The sequence below is a fragment of the Promicromonospora noduliphila genome, assembly GCF_056951025.1.
Map to the genome: position 1 here is coordinate 3,908,363 of NZ_CM167806.1, position 21,912 is coordinate 3,930,274.

Genomic DNA, 21,912 nt, shown 5'->3' on the forward strand with positions numbered 1-21,912 from the left:
CAACCAGACCGAAGGAGCCAGACGTGACAGTGACCAGGATCCGCGCGCGCTGGGAGCACCACGACGAGCGGTTCGCCCCGGTGCGCGGGGACACCTTCGCCGAGGTGCTCTTCGACGAGGGGAGCTGGCTCGAAGGACCCGCCTACTCGCCGGCCTGGCGCACCCTGTTGTTCAGCGACATCCCGAACGACCGGGTCCTCGCCTGGGACGAGGCGACCGGCGGCGTCGGCGTCTGGCGCAGCCCCGGCGGCCACGCCAACGGCCGCACCGTCGACCGCGCCGGCCGCATGCTCCAGTGCGAGCACGGCACGCGGTCAGTGACCCGCACGGAGCCGGACGGCACCGTCACCGTGCTCGCCGACCGCTGGCAGGGCAGACGCTTCAACAGCCCCAACGACCTGGTCGAGCGCAGCGACGGCAGCGTGTGGTTCACCGACCCGAGCTACGGCATCCAGAGCGACTACGAGGGCTACCACGCCGTCCCCGAGACCGACGGCTGCCACGTCTACCGCTGGGACCCCGACGGTTCGGTCACCCGCGTCGCCGACGACTTCGCCGCCCCCAACGGCCTGGCCTTCTCCGCCGACGAGCGCACGCTCTACATCACCGACAGCGAGCGCGGCCACCTCCGCCGCTTCGACGTCGGCCCGGACGCGACCCTCACCGGCGGCGAGGTGCTCGCCACCTGCGACGCCGGCGCCTTCGACGGCGTGCGGGTCGACGACGCCGGCCGCCTCTGGGCCGCCGCCCACGACGGCCTGCACTGCCTGGACCCCGACGGGACGCTGCTCGGCAAGCTCCTGCTGCCCGAGGTGTGCTCGAACCTGACGTTCGGCGGGCCGAAGCGGAACACCCTGTTCGTCACGGCCACGAACCTGCTGCTCTCGATCCGGCTCAGCGCGACCGGACTCCGCTAGGAGCTGGGGCCGATGGGACGTGGCGCCGAGCTTCTGGTGCGGCGTCCTGGTGGCGCCGGTGTTCGCGCTGGGAGCCGTCGCGCTCGGCGGCTGACCCACCGGCGCTCGGCGGCCGACCCACCGAGAACAGCTCAGCCCTCCGGCGCCACCGCCGTCGGCGTCCCGCCCGTGATCCGGACCAGCTCGTCGAACGTGGTCGGGAACACGGTCTTGGCGTGGCCTGCTGCAGCCCAGACCTCGGCGTGCGCGGCGAGCGCCGTATCGACGTAGGTGGGCACCGGCGCCGGGTGTCCTACGGGCGCGACGCCCCCGATGACCTGGCCCGTCGCCTCCTTGACCTGCTCCTTCGACGCCCGGGTGATGGACGCTCCCACCCGCTCCCCCAGCCAGGCGGTGTCCACGCGGTGGGCACCGGAGGTCAGGACGAGCGTGGGCTCGCCGTCGAACAGGAAGACGAGCGAGTTCGCGATCTGGCCCACGGCGATGCCGAGATGCTCGGCGGCCAGCGCGGCCGTCGTCGCGGCGTCGTCCAGCCAGCGGACCTGGGCGGCGACGCCGGCCTCGGCGAGTGCGGCGGTGACCTTCTCGACGGCGGGATGGGTCGGTGCGGGGACGTGGTTCGACATCCGACGATCCTAGGCAACGGCTGACGTTCGTCGGAACGTATTAGTCCGCTTCCACCACGCGATGAGGCCTGGAGAACGCGCGAGAAACAGGCCCAATCGCGTGCTGGAAGCGGACTTCGAGGAACCGACCGGGTACGGGCGCCGGGGACGTTGGTCCTGAGCACGCCCGACAACAGCACGCTCGACAACACCACGCCCGACAACAGCGCGGTCCACGGCACCCGGTCTACAACGCCGCCGCAGCCGACCGCGCCACCGTCACCGCCGCCTCGCACAGCGTGTCCTGGTCGCTCTCCCCCGTGAGGTGCACCCGCAGCAGCTCGCTCACGGGCCCGTCGCCCTCGGGGCTGGCCCCCTCCCGGGCGACGACGTCGACCAGGCACCCGTCTCCCCAGGCGTCGCCGCGCTCGTAGGCCGGGTACCCGGACAGCGAGAGCTCCGTGCTCTCCCCCGGCGCGTACCCCTCGTCCCGCTGGAACAGGATCCGCAGGTAGCGGCCCTCGTCGCCGTCCCAGTTGCAGTCCCACTCGGCGAACTCGCGCTGCGGGCTCACCAGGTCGTCGATGTCGAGGGCCGTGCGCAGGGCGTCGTCCGAGGGCAGGTCGCACGTGCCGGCCGCGATGACCGAGCCCGGCAGTGGGAGCGCCGTCCGCACCGGGAGGTCGTCCGCCCTGACCAGGGCGACCGCCCGGTCCGCCACGGACCCGGCCATCCCGCACAGGTCGGCGCCGGAGCCCTCCACCGAGCTCGCCTCGAACGACAGCGTGTACCGGTCGCCCGCGCCGAAGACGACATCACGGGAGCACTCCCCGTCGCCGTCGGACGAGTAGAGCGTCACGCCGCCACCCCGGTCCGCGCCGCTGCCGTCCGGGTCCTCGTCGGTGAACATCGTGAGCTCCACCTCGCTGAGCCGCGAACCGTCCGAGACCGTCACGGTGCACATCTGGAAGACGTCGCGGTCGCTGTCGGTCCGCGGGGTGCCGAACCGGTCGAGCGCCCCGCCGCCCAGCAGCTTGCAGGGGTCCCAGGACGCCTCGCGGGCGGCGTCGGGCGACTTGTCCGGGAACCGGATCGGCGCCGCGGCCACGGCCGGCTCCCGCCCGCCACCGCCGTACGACCCGCCGCCGTCCGACCCGCCGCCGTCCGACCCGCCGGCGCTCCCAGCGGGCGTCGGCGTCGGCGTGGGCTCGGGCCGGGTCTCCTCCGGAGCCGCGACCACCGGCTTGCTCTGCGGCCTCGCCTTCGGCCCCGCCTCGGTGCCGGCCCGGCTGGGGCCGGTCGCGCCGGCCTCGGCGCCAGCCGCCTGCTCCGGTCCGCCCGCACCGGGCCCGAACGCGTTCCACGAGTACAGCGCCCCGGCGACGACGAGCACGGCCACGCAGGCCGCGGTGACCAGCGCCCGCGCCCGCCGTCGGCCCGGCCCACGTGGGGGACGGAACGGCCCGTTCCCCGCCGCGATGCTCCGCAGCTCGTCGCGCACGGCCTCGAGCTCCGGCCGCTGGCGCGGGTTCTTGTCGAGCATGCGCAGCAGCACGCCCGCCATCGCGCCCGCGCGGCGTGGCGGGCGGACGTCGTCGCGCTCGGTCCGGGCGAAGAGCTGCGCATCGCTGCCCTCCCCGAACGGCGTGGTGCCCTCCAGTGCCCGGTACAACGTGGCACCGAGCCCGAACACGTCCGCGGGACGGCGGTACTGGGTGTCCGGGACGAGCATCTCGGGCGCCAGGTACCCGGGCGTGCCGGTGACCCGGGCCCCGCTGGTCATCGTGGCCGCGTCCGCCACGCTGTGTGCGATACCGAAGTCGATCAGCGTGGCCACGCCGTCCGCCACCAGCACGTTCGACGGCGTGACGTCGCGGTGCAGCAGGTCCTGCGCGTGGACGGCGGCCAGCCCGTCGGCGACCTGCGCACCGTAGGTGGCGGCCTCCTCGACGGTGATCCGCCCGAGCCGGCCCAGCGGCTCGCCCGCCACGTACCCCATGACGATCCAGTGATCGTCACCGTCGGCGACGACGTCGTGCACCGCCACCACGTGCGTGTGCCGCACCCGCGCGAGCTTCTCCGCCTCCTCCAGGGCGCGCCGCGCGCCGTCGTCCTCGTGGCGCACCCGCTTGAGCGCGACCCGCAGGGTGCTCACGGTGAGGCTCGTGGCCTCCCAGACCTCGCCCTGACCGCCGGAGCCGAGCTGCTGCACCAGCCGGTAGCGGCCGGCGATCTCGTCGCCTGCGCTGACCCTGCCCACCAGTCGCTCGCCCCTCGCACCATCCGGTCCCGGCTCGTCCGCGAGCGATGGTATTGCACCTTTTGTCCTGACGCAGCGTCAGTGGGCGAGGCCCGCGGACGGGTCAGCGCCGCGGGTCGAGCGTGGTCGCCCAGAGCGACCGGCCGGCCTGGTCACGCAGGTCGACGCGGAGCTGTCCGGTCGCGCCGTCGATGTTGACCTCGCCGAAGTGCTGGAAGCCCTCCAGCGGCGAGGTGTTGGCGCGCGGCGGGGAGCTGACGAACGCCTGCTGCGGCCCGAACGTCGGGTCGAGCGCGTTCGGGCCGAACGCGCCGGCGTGCAGCGGTCCGGAGACGAACTCCCAGAACGGGTCGAAGCCCTCGAACGCGGCCCGCTCGGGCGAGTAGTGGATCGCCGCGGAGTAGTGCACGTCGGCGGTGAGCCAGACCGTGTTGCGCACCCGGCGCCGCTTGAGCTCCTGCAGCACCCACGCGAGCTCCGCCTCGCGGCCGTTCGGCACGCCGGGCAGACCGTTGGCGACGGCCTCGATCCTGTCGCCGTCCGGCACCACGATGCCGACGGGCATGTCCGAGGCGACGACCTTCCACGTCGCGCGGGAACGGTCCAGCGACTCGACCAGCCAGCGCGCCTGGCGCGCGCCGAGGATCCGCTCCGGCGTGGTGCCGGTCGAGTTCGGGTCGCGGTAGCTGCGCATGTCGATCACGAAGACGTCGAGCAGCGGGCCATGGGACACCTTGCGGTACACGCGGCCGTCGACGGCGTCCTGCCGGCGCACCGGCTGCCACTCGTGGAACGCCCGGAACCCCCGCGCGGCCAGGACGTCGGCGCGCTGCTCTGTGTAGCGGTCGTCGTCCAGGATCTCGCCCGGGTACCAGTTGTTCGTGACCTCGTGGTCGTCCCACTGCACGAGCTGAGGGACCTGCGCGGCGAACCGCCGGACGTTCTCGTCGAGCAGGTTGTAGGCGAACTGCCCGCGGTACTCGGCCAGCGTCTCGGCCACCTTGGACTTCTCCGGGGTGACGAGGTTGCGCCACACCCGGCCGTCGGGCAGCGTCACCGACTCCTGGAGGGGGCCGTCCGCGTACACGGTGTCGCCGCTGTGCAGAAAGAAGTCGGGGTTGCGCGCGGCCATCGCGTCGTAGATCGTCATGCCACCGATGTCGGGGTTGATGCCCCAGCCCTGACCGACGACGTCGCCCGACCAGACGAACCGCACGTCGTCGCGGTCCCGCGGCACGGTGCGGAAGCGCCCGGTCAGCGCCGCGCTGTCGGCCCGGCCCTCCAGGTCCTGCGCGACGACGCGGTAGTGCACCTCCTGGCCCGCGGGCAGGCCGGTCAGGCGCAGCTCGCCGGTGCCGTCCGTCTCCGGCGTCAGCAGCGGGCCAGGGATCCGCACCGCGTGCCGGAAGCCGGGGTCGCGGGAGATCTCGACGAACATCCGCGACGGCCGGTCGGCGCGCGTCCATACCACGGCGCCGTCGGCGCGCGGGTCGCCGAGCTGTACGCCGTGGGTCAGCACGGGGCGGGCTGCCTTGACAAAGGCAGGCGCGGCGGAGGCCCGCGCGGCGAAGGACGGCGCGGCCGGCAGCAGCAGTCCGGCGGCGACCACTCCGGTGGCGCCCAGCAGGGTACGGCGGTCGAGCTCGGGCTCAGGGGTCATATGTCCGTTTCTAGTCCGGCCAGGAGACAGCCGGGTGGCCGCGCTCCGAAGCGCGGGTGAAGTGGCGGTGGCGAGGGCCGCCGCGCTCCCGGCCGGGTGTGTGCACCGGGTAGACAGGAATCTGGTGCAACGTTTACCCTCCGGTGCAGGCCTCCGCACCGACCCGCTCCGGCCCAGACCCACTCAGGCAAGGCCCCACCCCAAGGAGGGCGCAATGACGCGTCACGTTCCACCGCGCACCCTGTTCGCCGCCGCGCTCGCGCTGGCGCTCGCCGCCCCGATCGTGCCCGGCGCGGCGGCGCTCGCGGACCCCGCGACGTCCCGCGGCACCACGAGCGTTTCGTCGGACGACGGCGGAGCTGCCAGCACTGCGTCGGACGACGACGGCGCGGCCGGCACTGTGCCGGACCACGACGGCACGGCGAGCGCCTCGCGGGACGAGAGCGGCGCCGCGGCCGCACCGCCGTCCGGCACCACGTACCGCAACCCGATCACCGAACCGTTCGCCGACACCTACGCCGACCCCGCGGTGATCCGCGGCAAGGACGGCTGGTGGTACCTGTACGCCACGAGTGACCCGCTCGTCGAGGGCGGGCCGTTCGGGAACATGCACGTGGCCCGGTCGCGCGACCTCGCGTCGTGGGAGTACGTGGACACCATCTTCGACGACGAGAACCGGCCGGCCTGGGCCGCGAGCGCCTCGTTCTTCTGGGCGCCCGACATCCGCTACGTCGACGGCCGGTACGTCATGTACTACACGGTCACCGACACCGCGGCGAACCCGGACCCGTGGGACTACACGATCGGCGTGGCCACGGCGCCCACGCCCACCGGGCCGTGGACCGACTCGGGCGGGCCGGTCCTCGACCCGCGCCCCGCGCCCGGCGGCGGGTACCTCAACACCATCGACCCGGCGCTGTTCACCGACGACGACGGCTCGCGCTACCTCTACTTCGGCGGCTTCAACGGCGGCATCTGGGTCACGCGGCTGGACGAGACCGGCACGCGCGCGGTGGGTGAGCCCACGCGGGTGACCGTGGGCGACCGGTACGAGGGCGCGTTCGTGGTCAAGCGCGACGGCTGGTACTACTTCATGGGCTCGTCGGCCAACTGCTGCGCCGGCCCCGTGACCGGGTACAGCGTGTACGCGGGGCGGTCGCGGTCGCCGCTGGGCCCGTTCACCGACCACGAGGGCGTCGGCCTGAACGAGTCGCGCGTGGGCGGCACGCAGGTGGTGGCGCAGAACGGCAACCGGTGGAATGGGGGTGGGGCACCACGCGGTGCTCACGGACGCCTCCGGGCAGGACTGGATGCTCTACCACGGCATCGACCGGGACGACGCGTGGCTCAGCGAGCCGGGCGGCGTGAACCGGCGGCCCACCCTGATGGACCGGCTGGACTGGATCGACGGGTGGCCCGTGGTCAACGCGGGCGCGGGCCCGAGCGAGGGAGCGCAGCCCGCGCCGGCGGCGGCGAGCGAGCTGGGCATCGTGAGCGGCGACCCGGCCTCGGGGTCCGGGCTGCGGCGCGTGACCGGCACGCTCGCCCGGGGCTCCGACGGCTCGGGCGATGCGGGGGCGGTCGCGCGGCTGGTCCCGGACCGGCGCGGCGCCGCCGTCGTACGGACCGCGCCCGCGCCGCGCGACGTGCGTCTCGAGGCGGACGTGCGGCTGCCCGACGACGACGGGTCGTTCACGGCGACGGTGGGCGGCACCGGCCCGGCCGCGGTGTCGGTGCGGCTGGATGCCGAGGCGCGCGAGCTCGTCGTCGAGCAGGGGCGTAGGCAGCGGCGGGCGGTGCTGCCTGCGAACGCCGACCTGACCTCGTGGCACGTGCTGACCGTCGAGGCGGCCGGCGGTGTGCTGACCGCCCGGCTGTCGTCGAGCGGCCTGGGCGACGTGGACGCCGAGGTGCGGTTCGAGCCGCGCGGCCCGCTGCCCCGCCGGGCTCCCGTGTACCTCGCGGCCGACGGCGCGGAGGCGCAGCTCGACAACCTGACCGTCGTGACGGCGCACGACCCGGTGACCCGGCGCGTGGCCGAGCCGCAGGCGGGCGGCGTCACGTTCGCCGAGGAGTTCGACGGCGCACTGGACCCGGGCTGGCGCTGGCTGCACTCGCCCGCGGAGGTCCGGGTGGCCGACGGCGCGCTGTCGTGGCCGCTGACCGGCCACGACCTGGTGGGCGGCGCCAACGACGCGCCGGCGCTGCTGCGCGACGCACCGGAGGGTGACTACGTGCTGGAGACCACCCTCACGCTGCCCCTCGGCCAGGACACCGTGCGCAACTACCAGCAGGCAGGCCTGCTGGTGCACGCGGGCGACGACGACTTCCTGCGGCTCGGGACGGTCTCGATCTGGCAGACCCGCCAGGTGGAGTTCGGCAAGGAGCTCACGGCCGACGGCCGCACCTGGTTCGGCGGCCACGTCTCCGGGCCGGTCGCCGACACGATGCACCTGCGCCTGTTCCACACGCTCGACCCGGCCACGGGTGAGCACCGGTACCAGGCGGCCAGCTCGCGCGACGGCCGCACGTGGCGGTTCGGCGCCACCTGGACGCTCCCTGCCGACACGGACCCGGCGGTCGGCATCTACGCGGGCGGCGGCGCGTCCCCCGCGGTGACGGCGCTGTTCGACGACGTGGTGCTGCGCGAGCTGGGCTAGACCCCTCTGCCGGGCGCTTGAGGTCGGCCGGCTGCTGTGATGGGCGGCGGCCAGTTCGGTCGTTTGCTCGGTAGGCGCGGCCAATTCGGTCGGTTGCCCCGAGATCGGTCCATCGATGGACCGATCTCGGGGCAACCGACCGACCTCAGCGATCTGGCGGGGCAAGGGACCGAACTCGAGCCCTTGGTCAGGTCACCACGAGGCGGGTGTTACGCGGGGCCGCACAGGGCCCGGCCGCCCGTCAGAGGGCTATCGGGATCCGCGTCGTCAGGAGGCCGACGTCGGTCAGGAACCGCTCCAGCGCGATCGTCGCCACGCCCGTCGCCACCGAGTTGCTGCGGACCGTCGACACCTCGACGCGCACGTCGTCGGCGGACCGGCCGGGTACCTGGTCGACCAGCCGGGCGCGGGTCGCCGGCAGCAGGTGCTCGCCGAGCGCCCACGTGGTCCAGCCGGTGAGCGTGACCAGCTCGGGGTTGACGACCGCCACGAGGTCCGCGAGCGCCGACCCGAGGTAGTAGGCGGTGCGCTCGATGGTCCGCTGGACGGCGGGGTCGGCGTCGGACCGTTCGGCGGCCTCGGCGAGCGCGCTGATGAAGTCGCGCTGCATGGTGAGGTCGGCCAGCGGGTGGCCGGGCTCGATCTCGCGGAGGGTCTGCTGGATGCCGGGCGCGCCGACGTAGGCCTCGACGCAGCCGCGGCGCCCGCAGCGGCACTCCCGGCCGTCGAGGACGAGGAGCGAGTGGCCCCACTCCCCCGCGGAGTTGGTGGCGCCGCGCAGTACCCGGCCTTCGAGCACGATCCCCGCGCCGACGCCGGTGCCGAGGTTGATGGTGACCATGCTGGAGCAGTACCGGCCGCGGCCGAGCCACAGCTCGGCGGTCGCGATGACCTTGAGCGGGTTGTCGACGATGAGCGGCAGGCCCACGCGCTCGCGCAGGTGCTCCAGCTCGACCTTGTGCCAGTTCCAGTGCGGCACGACCACCGAGACGCCCGACGCCCCCTGGACCAGCCCGGGCAGGGCGACGCCGACGCCGAGCACGTCGGCGCGCGTGCCGCCGCCCTGCTCGACGACCTTGTCGAGGGCCCGGCCGATCGCCTCGACGACGCTCGCCGGGTCGAGCACGTGCTCGTCCCGCGTCTCCTCGACGGACGCGACCTGGTTGAGCGCGGTGTCGAACAGGACGGCGCGCACGTAGGTCTCTGCCACGTCGACGCCGACCACCCGCCCGCGGGCGGCGTTCATCGTGAGCGTGGCGGTGGGCCTGCCGACCCGGCCGGCGGTCAGCTTGGTCTCGGCGACAATGCCCTCGGTGAGGAGCTCACCCACGACGGTGGCCACCGTCGCCGCGCTGAGTCCCGTCGACCCGGCGATCTCGTTCCGCGTGGTCTCCCCGGCGGCGAGCACGGCGTGCAGGACGTCCAGCCGGGACTCGCTGCGGATGTCGCGCGACGTCCTCCTGGGGACAGCCATGTTCACTCCCGACCGTTCATTCCTGGACCGTGGCGGCTCGCACGTGGCCCAGCAGCGGGGACTGACCACCTCGCGTCGCACGGACCAGGAACCGGACGGTCCCAGTATTCCACCCGGCCGGCAGCCAGAGCCGGCCGCCGTCACCACCGGTGAACCGCGGACGGGCCGGGTCGTCGAGCCAGACGCGGCCGAGCAGCTCGCCGCCCGCGAAGGCGCTGACGCGCACCTGCCGCCCCTCGAACCGCAGGGAGAGCCCGCCCGCTGGAACCTCGGCGTCGAACCAGTGCTCGTCGCCGGGGGCCAGGTCCAGCGGAAGGTTCACCCGCTCGCCCGGCGCGGCGGTGGCCGCGAGCGCCAGGAGGGCCTCGTCGGGCTGCGGCTCGACGTCCCAGCCGCGCACCGGCTCCAGCCGGAGCAGCTCGGCGCGCAGCCGGGCCCCGGGGCGGTGGGGCACGGTGACGGCGACGTCAGCGCCCTGGCCGGGCGCAAGGTGCACCCACGGCTCCTCCTGCGTGACGACGTGCGCGACGCCGTCGACGACCACGCTCACCGGGCCCGCCACCCCGTCGAGGCGCAGCGCGTGGTGCGACCGACCGTCCACGGGCAGGGCGCGCCGGTAGGTGACGAGGCTGCCGGCCCGCGTGCTGCTCCAGCCCGCCAGCATGCGCAGGGGCGCGGCGCCGCCGGACCAGGTGCCCTCGCCCGTCACCTCCCACAGCGCCGACACCTCGGTCCGCCCGACGACGGACCACACCCGCCCGAGCCCACGTAGTGATCCCATCCGCAGAGCCGGCAGCCGCACGTCGTCGAAGTTGGAGTGGCCCCAGGTCTCGACGGTGGCCTCGAGCCGGCGGGCTCCCGCGACCGGCACCAGGGCCGTAGCGCCGAACCACGCGAGGGTGGGCCGGACGTCGTCGTCGAGGGTCAGGTCCACGATGTCCGCGGCGCCTTCCAGCAGCAGCTCGGTCAGCCCTTCGACGTCGGCACGGTAGTGCGTGCGGCCGCGGTAGACGCCGCACTCCTCCGACGACGGCGGCAGCTCGTGCCTGGTCGTGGCGCCCGTCCGGGTGCCGAGGTCGAGACGAACCGCCGTCTCGACCACAACGGGTTGGGCACTGTCCGACGGCGCGGTGGGTGGGGCACCGACGTCGTCGGGGTGCAGCACGAGGACGTCCCACACCGCGTCCCCCGCCGCGAGCGTCGCCCGGACCGGGGAGCCGGGGGCGGGTGCGGCGAGCTCGGCGGCGGCGACGGCGGCGGCCGACGGCGGGGCGGGGCGTGCTCCGGCGGGCTCCCCTGCACGGCTTGATCCGCCGTACTCCGCCGCCGGGTGCCCGGAACCGGACGCTTCGAGGACGAGCGCGCTGGCGGCCCGGGCCGACAGCACGAGGCCGTCCGGCCCGGCGCCGACCAGGTCGGCCGTGGCGAGGCGGAGCGTGCCGGGCAGCCCGTAGGACCGCAGGGGCAGGTCGCGCAGGACGAGGAGGCACGACGCCGGGGGCACCGGGAGCGTCACCTGGGCAGAAGGGTCTCCGTCCCCGGCCGCGGGTCCGCCGCTGTCCACAGGCGCGACCCCGGCGGCGTCCCCAAGCGCGGCCCAGTCGCCGTCGCCGTCCCCGGCCACAGACATCGGAGCAGGCGCAGGCAAGGTGACCCTCCCCGGCTCCCCGCTGAGGTTCGGGACCGCGAGCAGCGAGCCGCCGCCGTCGAGCAGGAGCCGCGAGGGCGACGCGCTCGTGGCGACGTCCGCGACGTACGCACCGGGCGCCGGCTCGGTAGAGGCGCGGGCGAGCGCCGGGCCGAGCGTCCGCAGGACCGCGGACAGGACGCGCGCCTCCGCGTGCTCGGGGCGGGCCGCGCCGACCGGGTCGAGGTAGCCGCCGAAGTCGTAGTCGTGCGCCATGAAGCCGCCGGGGTCGCCCCAGTTGCCGACCGACGGCGTCCAGCCGAAGTCGTACCCGGAGGCCTGGAGGTACGGCGCGGCGACCTTGGCCCCGCTCGCGACCAGCCGCCGGAGCGTGGCGTGCGACCGGTTCGTCTCGGTGACGAGCAGCGGCAGGCCGCGCTCGGCGACGAGGTCGGTGTACCGGCGCACCTCCGGCTCGACGAAGGCCGAGCGGTCGTCCGGGTAGAAGTTGGCGGCGGGCGCCACGCCGTCGACGTCGCCCGTTGCGCCGGTCAGGTCGCCCTGCCCCGCGCACGCCACGAGCGGCACGCTCACCCCGTGCGCCAGGGCGAGGTCGCGGAGCCGGCCGACGTACCCGGCGCGGTCGGCGCAGTCGAAGAAGTCGAGCTCGTTCTCTAGCTGCACGGCGACGACGGCGCCGCCGCGGCCGTGCTCGCGCGCGGCGAGCAGCGGCATGATCCGGTCGAACCAGGCCTGCACATGGGCGAGGTAGCGGGGCTCGTTCTGCCGGAGCCGCAGCCCTTCTTCGAGGGTGAGCCAGGCGGGCAGGGCGCCGCCGTCCCACTCCGAGCAGATGTACGGGCCCGGGCGGGCGATCACCCCGAGACCCGCGGCGTGCGCGAGGTCGAGGAACGCCGCGACGTCGCGCCTTCCGGCGAAGTCCCACCGGCCGGGGGCGATCTCGTGGAAGTTCCACGGGACGTAGACGTCGACGAGGTCGTAGCCCGACGCCCGCACGGCCTCAAGGCGGGCGGCCCACGACTCGCGCGGGATGCGGAAGTAGAACAGGGAGGCGCACAGGCGCACCTGCTCGCCGCCGTCGAGCACGAGCCCCGAGGGGCCGAGGGTGACGGCGGTCGTGGTGGTCCCGGTCAAGGTGTACCTGCGCTTTCTACGGGAGCGTTCGTCTGGGGTGCGATGTACCTGCCGAAGACGCCGGTGAACACGAACGCGTTCACGAACGCCGTCCCCGCGAAGCCGATGAGGAGCCAGAGCAGGCCGTACGCCGTCGCCGCCGGGTAGAAGACCGTGACGACCACGGGCAGCCCCGTGACCGCGAGCACGGTCAGCGATGCGAACAGGTGCCGGAGCGACATCAGGCGCGCGTTGCGCAGCACCTGCTGCAGGGTGCCCTCGAACTTCGCCAGGTAGGGGAACGCGTACAGCGCGGCCAGCACCACCCGGAAGCCGACCAGGTAGCAGACCGCCTGCAGCAGCAGCTCGACGACGGCGGGGACGTCCAGGATCTCCAGGGCGACGTACCAGGCCACGAGCACCGCCGCCAGGGACGCCACGGCCAGCCCCAGCAGGGTGCCCTGCCGGAAGTTCGCGCGGAACGACCGGAGGTAGTCGCCCGTGACCGACTCGGAGTCGTTCGTCACGAGCTTCATCGCCACGTAGCTGAGGGCGGTCAGCGATGCCCCCAGCGTGACCACCGGGAGCGACGTCACCACGAACACGAGGTTGAGGATCATCAGGTCCGCGACCTTGGTCAGGAACCGCTGGAGCGGTGAGTCCGCGTCGAAGATGCTGCTCACGGGTCGCCTTGTCTCTCGGGTTGTCTCGCTCAGGCGGGCCGTGCGGGCCCGGCGTTGCGCACGGGCCCGCACGGCACCACAAGCCGAACTGGAACTAGTTCAGGCCGCGCTCGGCCGCCCAGGCGTCGAGGTCGGACTGGATCGAGGCCCTGGCGTCCTCGTACCCCGCGTCCGCCAGCTTCTGCCGCATCTCGTCGATGGCGGCGGCCGGGTCGTCGAACTTGCCGTACTGGAGCTGCGGGATGTACTCGGAGAGCACACCGCCCATGGCCGCCAGCGTCGGGTCGATGGTGTCCTTGTTCACCACGAGCGTCGAGTACTCGTAGTCCTTGGCCACCGCGTCGAGCTCGTCGTAGATCTCCTGCTTGTTCGGCGCGTCCGTGACCCGGTCCGGCTCGAACTCGTCCATGCGGCCGGCCCAGAAGTTCGCGCCGAGGGCGTCGGTGGACGAGTCGTACCCGTCGGGGTAGCCGAGCTCGCCGTCGTCCGTCATGACGTAGTCGGTGCCCTCGATGCCGAAGTTGAGCAGCTTGTAGGCCTCCTCGTCGTTCCGCACGATGTCGTAGACCTCGAGCGCCTTCTCGGGGTTCTGCGAGGTGGCGCTCACGGCCATGGCACCGTGCGTGAGGATGTCCCGGAAGAAGTTCCCGTTCTCCTGGCCCCAGTAGAAGAACCTCGGGTCGGACCCGGGCTGCTTCTTGGTCATGTTGTCGACGATCGTGCCGACGAACGTCTGCGTGTGGTGCTGGTCCGCTCCGGACAGGCCCGCGTAGAACTGCTCGCGCGTGTCGCCGTCGTAGTTCAGCGCGTCCTCGCGCCAGACGCCGATCTCGTTCCACTCCTTCGCCAGCTCCGCCGCCTCCAGGAGCTCGTCGCCCTCCATGTACCAGGAGGTCACCGTGTAGGGGTCCGACTCGGTGGTCTGGAACGGGAAGTAGATGCCCGCCGAGATCTGCTGGAGGGTCTGGCCGTCGGTGTGCCCCTGGAGGTACCCGGTCAGCGCGGCGTCGTTGGCGCCGGCGATATCCCACGGGTAGGCGTCCGGCTTGTTCTCCTTGACCCACTCGAAGTAGGTGGTGAAGTCCTCGAACCGCGTGATCGTGCCGTCCTCGAAGCCCGCCTCCGTGGCCCAGTCGCCGCGGTAGAAGAACCCGTGGTTGGTCCACTGCGTGAAGTTGTCCTCCGGGATGAAGTAGATCTGCCCGTCGTCCAGCTTCGTCAGGTCCCAGTGCCCGTCGGCGTCGACCTGCTCCCAGGTCCTTGGCGCGTGCTCCTGGAGCATCTCCTCCGACAGCGGCAGGAAGGCGCCCTTCTCGGCGTTCTCCCAGGCGAAGAGCCAGTCCGTCGCGGTGGTGATGAGGTCGACGTTGTCGTCGCCGGAGAGGAGCTGGACGTTGTACTGGGTCTGCCAGTCGGCCCACTCCACGTAGAACAGGTCAAGGGTGGCGTTCGCCTCCGCCGCCAGCTTCTCGTTGAGCTGCTCCAGCATCGCCTCGAGGCGGCCGTTGGTGGGCTTGTCGCCGAGCACGAGCATCGTGATCTCGGTCGGCTCCCCCGACTCCTCACCGCCCTGGCCGCAGCCCACCAGGGCCGTCATGCTCATGGCCAGTGCGAGGGCCGCGGCCCCGGTCCTGGCGAGAGATCTTCTCATCGTTGAGACTCCCTTGTTTCGTGTGGTTCTTTGTTCCGTTGGTGCGTGGAGGCGGGTTCTTCCGCCCGGGGCCGGGCGACCGTCAGCCCTTCACCGCCCCCACCGTGATGCCGCTGACGAAGTACTTCTGGACGAACGGGTAGACCAGCACGATCGGCCCCGTCGCCACGACGGCGCTGGCCATCTTGAGGGTGTTGCTCGGGAGGTCGGTGATGCTCACGTTCGACCCGGCCACCGAGTTCCGCAGCGCGTTGGCGGTGTTGATGATGTTGTACAGGTGGTACTGGAGCGGTTTGAACTCCACGGTGCTGCCCAGGTACAGAGAGGACAGGTACCACTCGTTCCAGTAGCCCAGCGCCAGGAAAAGACCGATCGTGGCGAGCGCGGGCTTCATCATCGGCAGCACGAGCTGGAGAAAGATCCGGAAGTCGCCGGCGCCGTCCACCTTTCCGGACTCGACGATCTCGTACGGCACCGACCGCACGAAGTTCTTCATCAGGATGATGAGCCACGGGGTCATCAGGAGCTGGAGAAAGACCGCCAGATAGCTCCCGCGCAGCTCGAGATAGCGCGAGACCCAGATGAAGGTGGGCGCGAGACCCGCCGAGAAGAGCGTGGTGAAGTAGATGAAGAACGAGATGCCGTTCCGGAACGGGAAGTCCTTGCGCTGCAGCGCATATCCGGTCATGGCGATGATGAACAGCCCGAGCGCCGTGCCCGTGACCGTCATGGTGATCGTCACGACGTAGGAGCCGATGATCTGCTGGGGCGCCTGGAAGATGTACTCGTAGGCGGCGAACGTGAACTCCTTGGGCAGCAGCCCGAACCCGTCCCGCATGATCGCTGACTCGCTGGACAGCGACGCGGAGACGATGAAGACGAAGGGCAGCGCGCAGAAGGCGGCGAACAGCGTGACGCCGAGGTAGGAGATCCCGCGCAGCACGAGGTCGTCCCTGCCGACCTTCACCTTGCGCGCCTTGGGCGCCTTGGGCGGTCGCTTCGTCGCGACGACGGCGGTCATCTCGTACCCTCCCGGTCAGAACAGCGCATAGTCCTCGTTGATCCTTCGCACGACGTAGTTGCACGTCATGACCAGGGCGAAGCCGAAGAGGGACTGGTACAGCCCCACCGCCGTGGACGACGTGAAGTTGTTCTGGGAGATGATCATCCGGTAGACCGACGTCTCGATGATGTCGGTCGTCTCGAAGAGCGCCGCATTGTTCCCGACCAGGTTCCAGAACAGGCCGAAGTTGCCCGCCATGATCCCGCCCAGCGCGAACAGGAAGAGGATGATGAAGGTCGGCTTGAGGCTCGGCAGAATGATGTAGCGGATGCGCTGCCAGGCCGATGCCCCGTCGATGGCGGCCGCCTCGAACAGCGAGTTGTCGATGCCCATGATCGCGGCGAAGTAGACGATGGACCCGTAGCCGGTGCTCTGCCAGAGATGGAAGAGAATGATGATGATCGGCCAGAGGCCGGCCATGCTGTAGATCTTGATCGGGTCCCCGCCGGTCTGCTCGATCAGCGAGTTGACCACGCCGGTGTCGTAGTTCAGCAGGTTGAACGCGATGACGCCCACCAGGACCACCGAGATGAAGTACGGCAGGAACATCGCGGCCTGGCTGATCTTCTTGAAGTACTTGGACCTGATCTCGTTCAGCATGACGGCGAGCGCCACCTGAAGGATGTTTCCCAGGACGATGAACGCCACGTTGTAGAGGATGGTGTTCTTGGTGAGCAGCCAGAGCTGCCCGGACTGGATGAGGAACTCGAAGTTCCGCAGGCCCACGAAGGGACTGCCGAAGATCCCGTCCCGGTAGTTGAAGTTCGTGAACGCGATCCAGACCCCTGGCAGCGGCGCGTAGCTGAAGACGAGGAAGAACACGATCGCCGGAAGGCACATGAGGAGCAGGGTCCTGTTGCGGCTGATCCTTCTCAGCAGCGAGTTCCGACGCTCGGTGGGCACGGACGGCACGACCTCGTGCCGCTCGACGCTCGCCTGCACGACCACGGCAAGCCACCGCCTCTCTGCGGTCAGGCGCCGAGCCTCGTTGCTGGCGCCCAGGTTGTCTCGCGGCTAAATCTAACCATCGATGAAATCCGCGCAAGGGGCCTGGAGTCACGAAACGGTCACGATGTTAGCGTTAACGCCGCCCGCCGGAGCTCCGGGCTAGACGTCGCCGGAGCCCGGGCTAGACGTCCAGGAGGTGCGAGTGAACCGGAGTGGAAGGAATGTCGGAATAGCGGCGACACACACCGTGTCGCCCCGACCAAGGAGGTTGGAGATGCCGACCTGGCTCATCCTCATCATCGTCGGTGTGGCCCTGGTGATCCTGGGAGTGGCGACCGAGATCGGTCAGTTCCTCATCTGGATCGGCGTGGCCGTGCTGGTGGTCAGCCTCATCCTCGGGCTCGCCCGCCGTAGCCGGGTGTAGCTTCCACGGGCTCCAGGAGCGGTGCCGGCCGTCCGGGCGGAGACGGTCGGCACCGCACACCGCCACCGACGGCCCGTGCCGGTTCCGTCAGTCCCCCGACGAGGACCGGCGCGGGTCGTCAGCGACAGGTCCCGCTTCGTACCCGCCGGACCAGCCGCGCACGTGGTGGACGACGGCGGCCTTCGGGTACGCGCCGCCGGGCGGGCCGATCTCGAACAGGTCGACCATGAGGAACAAGGGGTAGCGCGGGCTCTGCGGGATCCGGCGCAGAACCCTGCCCTGGCAGCCGATGACGGTCTGCCCCTCGCCCCAGACCGCGGTCCAGGTGTGCGGCGTCGCCGCGTCGAACGGCAGCTCGACCTCGCGCATGTCCGTCGTCAGCCGTGGGTCGTGGTGCGCCTTGATGCCCGCTCGCGCCGTGGTGGTGGGGCCGATCGCCGACGCGTCGATCTCGAAGACGCAGACCTCGCCGGAGGCCTGCTCGTCCTGGTGCTCGGTGCCGACCAGCCAGGCGGCGAGCATGCATCCCGGGTCCCTGGTCGCGCTCACGGTGAGGTCGACGCGGCCGGAGCTGGGCGCCCAGAGCAGGCGCAGCGGCATCGGGGTGCGGACCAGCAGCCCGTCGGTCCGGTGCCGGTGGGTGCCGCGATGCGACTCGGCCGCGCCCGAGAAGGTGCCGGTCTGCAGGTTGGACACGCGCAGCGGTGCGTCCTCGGGGCGCCAGTCCGGCTGGTCGGCCTCGATGAGCAGCTCCAGCCCGCGCGCCGTCGTCCGGTAGCGCGCCGCGGACCGCTCGGGCGTGGTCCAGTGCGGCAGGTAGTGCGGCACCCAGAGCGCGGGGTCCGGGCCCGTGGCGAAGTCGTCCTCGACGTCGGGCGCACGGTCGGGCGCGGTCGGAAGCTCCTCGGCCATCGGGTCCACGCGCCCATTCTTCCGCGTTTTCTTCGCCGACGACGGCGTGCTGCGCGGGCCGGTCCCGACGGGCGCCGCACCGGCGGCGCCTCAGAAGGTGGTGGTCAGGCCGCCGTCGACCGCGAGGGTCTGACCCGTGATGAACTCGGCCGCCGGCCCCGCCAGGAACACGACCGCGCCGACGATCTCGTGCGGCCTGCCCCACCGGCCCAGGCTCGTGCGGCGGCCGAGCCACTGGCTCCACTCGGGATCCTTGGCGAGCGCGGCGTTCGTCTCGGTGGCGAACGTGCCGGGCGCGACGGCGTTCACGGTGATCCCGTGCGCGCCCAGCTCGACGGACAGCGCGCGGGTCAGACCCTCGACCGCCGCCTTGGCCACGGGATAGCCCACGTCGCCACGACGGCCCAGCTGGCCGATCACCGAGGAGACGTTGACGATCGAGCCTTGTGCCCCGCGCTCGATGAGCCCCGCCGCGACTCGCCGGCTCAGCGCGTAGGCCGACACGACGTGCACCTGCAGCAGGCGGTCGAGGGCGTCCGGCGTGATCTCGCCCAGGCCGCGACGGTCCCGGTGCCCGACGTTGTTGACCAGCAGGTCCACGGGCGGGTGCTCCGCAAGGGCGGAGTCCACCTGGTCCTGGTCCGTGACGTCGAAGCAGGCGGCGTGCACGTCCAGGCCCTCCGCGCGCAGCCCGGCCACGGCGGCGTCCAGGGCGTGGGGTTCGCGGCCGTTCATCACCACCCGCGCACCGGCGAGCGCCAGGCCCCGCGCGATCTCGTAGCCCAGCCCCCGGACCGAACCGGTCACGAGCGCCGACCGGCCGCCCAGCCCGTACATCGCCGTCAGCCCGCTGGTCTCCTGCTGCGACACGTCCTGCGACACGTCAACCTCCACTGAAACACTCGGTTCAGTCGTTGTGAGAAGGGTAGCTCATTCGGCAGGCACAACCGGTAGCGCGCGCTCGCGAGGGGGGCCGACGCCGCGGTGGAAAATCGAACGACAGGGCTCGTCACCCCGGCATACGTTGCCTCGTGCCGCGCTGATGTCACGCATGAGCGCGGCGGAGGCGTTCGGCCGCCTGCGCCCGCAGCGCATCGCCACCCGCAGAGGCGCCACCGCACAGTGCCATCTCCCGGGCGTTGTACGCAGCCATCCACAGGCTGGCCGCCCATGCGACCTGGACCTCCACGGCTGTGAACGAGCGCCCTCTGATGTCTTGATAGGCCACCAGGAACGCCTCCGAGCTTTCCATCGGCGCGAGCGTTGGCGGCCCGGAGCTGGCGAACGACCCGCTCGCCGCCCCCACGAGCGCCGCCTCCGGCTGCCACGCCAGGCTGTCCCAGTCGTGCACCGCCCACACCTGCCGTCCCTGCCACCGCAGGTTCTGCGCCTCGAAGTCGGCGTGGCCGAGTACACACGGCAAGTCGGCGGCCAGCAGCCGTTGTCGGGCCCGGCTGGCCGTCTCGACGATGTGCTCGGACACGACACCTTGGTCTCGACTGTCGAGGAAGTCGATCGCCGGCCACGGCTCAGAATCGGTGTGGTCCCAACGCACCCACGGCGGATTCGGCAGCGGCGGCGCGACGCGCAGGTTGGAGAGCTCGGCCATCAGCCGGGCGAACACCGCCGCGCTGCGCACGGCTATGTCCGGCGAGTCGCCGTGCAGCACGTCGCCGCCGGGCCGGAACTCCTCGGCGTGCACCGCCAGTGCGCCGACACCGGCCACCGGCGTGAGCGGCCGGGCACACGGAAACGCGCGCTCAGCCAGCCAGCCCTGCGCCGCGACACACGACGCCGCCCGGCCGTCGTCGGCACGCGCTTTGACGACGACGTCCCTGCCACCGGCCAACCGCAGGCCGAACACCGTCGAGACCTGCTGCGACCGGAACAGCACGCCGGTGGGTTCAGCGCCGAGTTGGTCAAGACACCAAGCCGACAACCAGTCGGGCAGCTCGTCCAGCGGCACACCGTGGACTATGCCACAGGCACCGAACGCACCGGAGGCGCGTTCGTCCGCCGCCGCGAGCTCCCGGTGGGCGGCGGCCCCTGGCGCCGACGATCAGAGCACCGGCACGCCGACGGTCAGAACGGCCAGAACACCGGCACGACCACAACAGTCACGGCCAGGCTCCACAGCAGCACGACCAGCCCGAGTCGCCAGAAGTCCCCGAACCGGTAGCCGCCCGGGCCGTAGACCATCAGGCTGACTCCGTTGGCGAACGGCGTCATGAAGGACGCGCTCGCCCCCATGGCCACGGCCATCACCATCGGCAGCGCCCCCACACCGAGCTCGGCGGCGGTCGCCAGGCCGATCGGCGTCATCACAAGGGCCGTCGAGGTGTTGGAGATGAACTGGCTCACCAGGGCACTCACCAGGAACACGCCCGCCAGCACGGCGTAGGGCCCGCCCGCGCCGAGCGCGCCGACGACCCACTCACCGATCAGCGCGGCCGCTCCGGACTGCCCCATGGCGATGGCCGGCGGGATCATCGCTCCGATCAGGACGGCGGTGTTCCAGTCCACGCCCCGGTAGAGCTGCGGCAGGGACACCACCCCGGCGACCACCATGAGCGTCACGCAGATCACCGCGGCGACCGCGGCGGGGACCACGTCGAACGCGAGCAGGACGATCAGCAGGCCGAGGATCGCCAAGGCCGCCGGGGCACCCTGGCCGAGCGGCACCGTCTGCCGCTTGACGACCTCCGGTGAGTCGACCACGAGCACCTGGGGGTCGGCGAGGTAGCTGTCGAGCGCCTGCCACGTGCCACGCAGCAGCAGGTGGTCGCCCGGCCGGAGGGCGACGGGCTCGGCGAGCAGGTCGTTGCCGCCGCGCTGCACCGCCAGCACCAGGAGGCCGCCGTCGTCGGTGGTCATGCCGGGGAAGACCTCCCGGCCGACCATCGCGGACCGCTGCGGGATCACCACCTCGGCGAGACCGGAGCTCCGGCCGAGCAGCACGTCGGCCACGGGGCCGACGTCATCGCCCTCGCGGATCGCGAGGTGCAGGTCCCGAGCGGCGCGACCGACCTCCGGGGCATCGCCCCGGACCAGGACGAGGTCGCCTTCCCGCAGGGCACGCCGGACCGGGGTGGCGCCGTCCGCATCAACGACGGCGATGACCGCCAGCCCCGGGTAGTGCCCGAGGTCCACAGTGCTCGGTGGGGCGCCCACCAGCGGGGACGACTCACGCACCCGCAAGTGGTGCACACCCTCCTGGAGCCCGTACTCCTCGACGAGCGTCTGTGCGTGCGCGCTGAGGTCCGCGGGGATGGTCGCGCTGCGGCGCTCGGGCAGCAGGCGCCGGCCCAGCAGCACGACGATCGCGACGGCGCCGACGAGCTGCGGCAGGCCCACCAGCGACCACTCGAAGAACCCGATCTCGCCAGCGCCCGACTCGCTCGCCTGCTCGGCGGCGATCACGTTGACCGGGGTGCCCAGCAAGGTGAGCTTCGCGCCGCCGAGGCACGCGAGGGCCAGCGGGAACATCAGCAGGGACGGCGCGGTGCCGGTCCGCAGGGCCACGATCACGACGACCGGCAGCATCGCGGCCACCGCGCCGTTCATCCCGATGAGGCCGCTGAACACCGCCGCCACGGCCATGATCGCGACCAGCCGTCCGGCCTCGCTCGCACCGGTGCGACGCATGAGGAGCTGCCCGGCCCACGCGCCGACGCCGGCGTTCTCCAGCGCCACCGCGATCCCGAGCAGCGCCGCGATGAGGATCACCACGGGGTCGCCGAACCCGCCAAGCATCTCGGGCGCGGTGATCACCCCCGTGGCGAACAGGACGAGGGACGTCAGCACCGCGACGGCCGCGGCCGGGATGCGGTTCCAGACGAAGAGCACCATCGCCAGGACGATGGCGCCCAGCGTCACGGCGATGTCCGCGGTCAC

At 72.1% G+C, this 21,912-nt stretch carries 17 protein-coding genes; 4 read left to right on the top strand and 13 right to left on the bottom strand.

Going from position 1 to position 21,912, the window contains the following annotated elements; translation table 11 throughout:
• The first annotated feature begins 23 nt into the window (after positions 1-23).
• Complete coding sequence (locus AC0QU1_RS17195; protein ID WP_483570971.1) at positions 24-917, top strand: SMP-30/gluconolactonase/LRE family protein; 894 nt, start codon at positions 24-26, stop codon at positions 915-917.
• Between the two features lie 131 nt (positions 918-1,048).
• On the opposite strand, the gene AC0QU1_RS17200 is transcribed toward AC0QU1_RS17195, so the two are convergent.
• The 3 genes from AC0QU1_RS17200 to AC0QU1_RS17210 form a co-directional block, all read right to left on the bottom strand.
• On the bottom strand, positions 1,049-1,543 hold the full coding sequence (locus tag AC0QU1_RS17200; protein WP_483570973.1) for a YbaK/EbsC family protein: 495 nt from the start codon (positions 1,541-1,543) through the stop codon (positions 1,049-1,051).
• Positions 1,544-1,769: 226 nt separating this feature from the next.
• Positions 1,770-3,782 carry a serine/threonine-protein kinase gene (locus AC0QU1_RS17205; protein ID WP_483570975.1) on the bottom strand — a complete coding sequence of 671 codons (2,013 nt, stop codon included), beginning with the start codon at positions 3,780-3,782 and terminating at the stop codon, positions 1,770-1,772.
• 103 nt (positions 3,783-3,885) lie between these two features.
• Positions 3,886-5,442 carry an alkaline phosphatase D family protein gene (locus tag AC0QU1_RS17210; RefSeq protein ID WP_483570976.1) on the bottom strand — a complete coding sequence of 519 codons (1,557 nt, stop codon included), beginning with the start codon at positions 5,440-5,442 and terminating at the stop codon, positions 3,886-3,888.
• 214 nt (positions 5,443-5,656) lie between these two features.
• Here AC0QU1_RS17210 and AC0QU1_RS17215 point away from each other — a divergent pair, with 214 nt between their 5' ends.
• Together AC0QU1_RS17215 and AC0QU1_RS17220 are read left to right on the top strand one after the other, a co-directional pair.
• On the top strand, positions 5,657-7,225 hold the full coding sequence (locus AC0QU1_RS17215; RefSeq protein ID WP_483570977.1) for a family 43 glycosylhydrolase: 1,569 nt from the start codon (positions 5,657-5,659) through the stop codon (positions 7,223-7,225).
• A complete protein-coding gene (locus AC0QU1_RS17220) occupies positions 7,107-8,102 on the top strand; it encodes a DUF1349 domain-containing protein (RefSeq protein ID WP_483570979.1) in 996 nt (331 codons plus the stop codon). Before AC0QU1_RS17215 ends, AC0QU1_RS17220 begins: the two co-directional genes overlap by 119 nt.
• A gap of 241 nt (positions 8,103-8,343) precedes the next feature.
• On the opposite strand, the gene AC0QU1_RS17225 is transcribed toward AC0QU1_RS17220, so the two are convergent.
• From AC0QU1_RS17225 to AC0QU1_RS17250, 6 genes are all read right to left on the bottom strand, one after another.
• Positions 8,344-9,576: an ROK family transcriptional regulator gene (locus tag AC0QU1_RS17225; protein ID WP_483570981.1), complete on the bottom strand. Its 1,233-nt coding sequence runs from the start codon at positions 9,574-9,576 to the stop codon at positions 8,344-8,346.
• A gap of 16 nt (positions 9,577-9,592) precedes the next feature.
• Positions 9,593-12,358, bottom strand: a complete 2,766-nt coding sequence (locus AC0QU1_RS17230; protein WP_483570983.1) for a beta-galactosidase — start codon at positions 12,356-12,358, stop codon at positions 9,593-9,595.
• Positions 12,355-13,020, bottom strand: a complete 666-nt coding sequence (locus AC0QU1_RS17235) for a YesL family protein (protein WP_483570984.1) — start codon at positions 13,018-13,020, stop codon at positions 12,355-12,357. Before AC0QU1_RS17235 ends, AC0QU1_RS17230 begins: the two co-directional genes overlap by 4 nt.
• Positions 13,021-13,114: 94 nt before the next feature.
• The gene (locus AC0QU1_RS17240; protein ID WP_483570985.1) at positions 13,115-14,671 is read right to left on the bottom strand and encodes a DUF3502 domain-containing protein; all 1,557 of its coding nucleotides are present in this window, start codon (positions 14,669-14,671) and stop codon (positions 13,115-13,117) included.
• Positions 14,672-14,753: 82 nt separating this feature from the next.
• The gene (locus AC0QU1_RS17245; RefSeq protein ID WP_483570987.1) at positions 14,754-15,692 is read right to left on the bottom strand and encodes a carbohydrate ABC transporter permease; all 939 of its coding nucleotides are present in this window, start codon (positions 15,690-15,692) and stop codon (positions 14,754-14,756) included.
• Between the two features lie 15 nt (positions 15,693-15,707).
• The gene (locus tag AC0QU1_RS17250; RefSeq protein ID WP_483570989.1) at positions 15,708-16,682 is read right to left on the bottom strand and encodes an ABC transporter permease; all 975 of its coding nucleotides are present in this window, start codon (positions 16,680-16,682) and stop codon (positions 15,708-15,710) included.
• Between the two features lie 274 nt (positions 16,683-16,956).
• On the opposite strand from AC0QU1_RS17250, the gene AC0QU1_RS17255 reads away from it, so the two are divergent.
• Positions 16,957-17,106 (top strand): hypothetical protein, encoded by a 150-nt coding sequence (locus AC0QU1_RS17255; RefSeq protein WP_483570991.1) that lies wholly within the window; start codon positions 16,957-16,959, stop codon positions 17,104-17,106.
• Positions 17,107-17,193: 87 nt separating this feature from the next.
• Here AC0QU1_RS17255 and AC0QU1_RS17260 read toward each other — a convergent pair whose 3' ends face one another.
• From AC0QU1_RS17260 to AC0QU1_RS17275, 4 genes are all read right to left on the bottom strand, one after another.
• Positions 17,194-18,018: a hypothetical protein gene (locus AC0QU1_RS17260; RefSeq protein WP_483576724.1), complete on the bottom strand. Its 825-nt coding sequence runs from the start codon at positions 18,016-18,018 to the stop codon at positions 17,194-17,196.
• Between the two features lie 90 nt (positions 18,019-18,108).
• On the bottom strand, positions 18,109-18,900 hold the full coding sequence (locus AC0QU1_RS17265; protein ID WP_483570993.1) for an SDR family oxidoreductase: 792 nt from the start codon (positions 18,898-18,900) through the stop codon (positions 18,109-18,111).
• Between the two features lie 163 nt (positions 18,901-19,063).
• Positions 19,064-19,984, bottom strand: coding sequence for a phosphotransferase (locus tag AC0QU1_RS17270; protein WP_483570995.1), 921 nt, complete (start codon positions 19,982-19,984; stop codon positions 19,064-19,066).
• Positions 19,985-20,100: 116 nt separating this feature from the next.
• The gene (locus tag AC0QU1_RS17275) at positions 20,101-21,912 is read right to left on the bottom strand and encodes an SLC13 family permease (protein WP_483570996.1); all 1,812 of its coding nucleotides are present in this window, start codon (positions 21,910-21,912) and stop codon (positions 20,101-20,103) included.

What these genes read in the sequence shown, in the direction of transcription:
- AC0QU1_RS17200 (WP_483570973.1), bottom strand. Translation starts at nt 1,543, where the DNA reads ATGTCGAACCACGTCCCCGCACCGACCCATCCCGCCGTCGAGAAGGTC.
- AC0QU1_RS17210 (WP_483570976.1), bottom strand. Translation starts at nt 5,442, where the DNA reads ATGACCCCTGAGCCCGAGCTCGACCGCCGTACCCTGCTGGGCGCCACC.
- AC0QU1_RS17215 (WP_483570977.1), top strand. Translation starts at nt 5,657, where the DNA reads ATGACGCGTCACGTTCCACCGCGCACCCTGTTCGCCGCCGCGCTCGCG.
- AC0QU1_RS17225 (WP_483570981.1), bottom strand. Translation starts at nt 9,576, where the DNA reads ATGGCTGTCCCCAGGAGGACGTCGCGCGACATCCGCAGCGAGTCCCGG.
- AC0QU1_RS17240 (WP_483570985.1), bottom strand. Translation starts at nt 14,671, where the DNA reads ATGAGAAGATCTCTCGCCAGGACCGGGGCCGCGGCCCTCGCACTGGCC.
- AC0QU1_RS17245 (WP_483570987.1), bottom strand. Translation starts at nt 15,692, where the DNA reads ATGACCGCCGTCGTCGCGACGAAGCGACCGCCCAAGGCGCCCAAGGCG.
- AC0QU1_RS17255 (WP_483570991.1), top strand. Translation starts at nt 16,957, where the DNA reads ATGCCGACCTGGCTCATCCTCATCATCGTCGGTGTGGCCCTGGTGATC.
- AC0QU1_RS17260 (WP_483576724.1), bottom strand. Translation starts at nt 18,018, where the DNA reads ATGGCCGAGGAGCTTCCGACCGCGCCCGACCGTGCGCCCGACGTCGAG.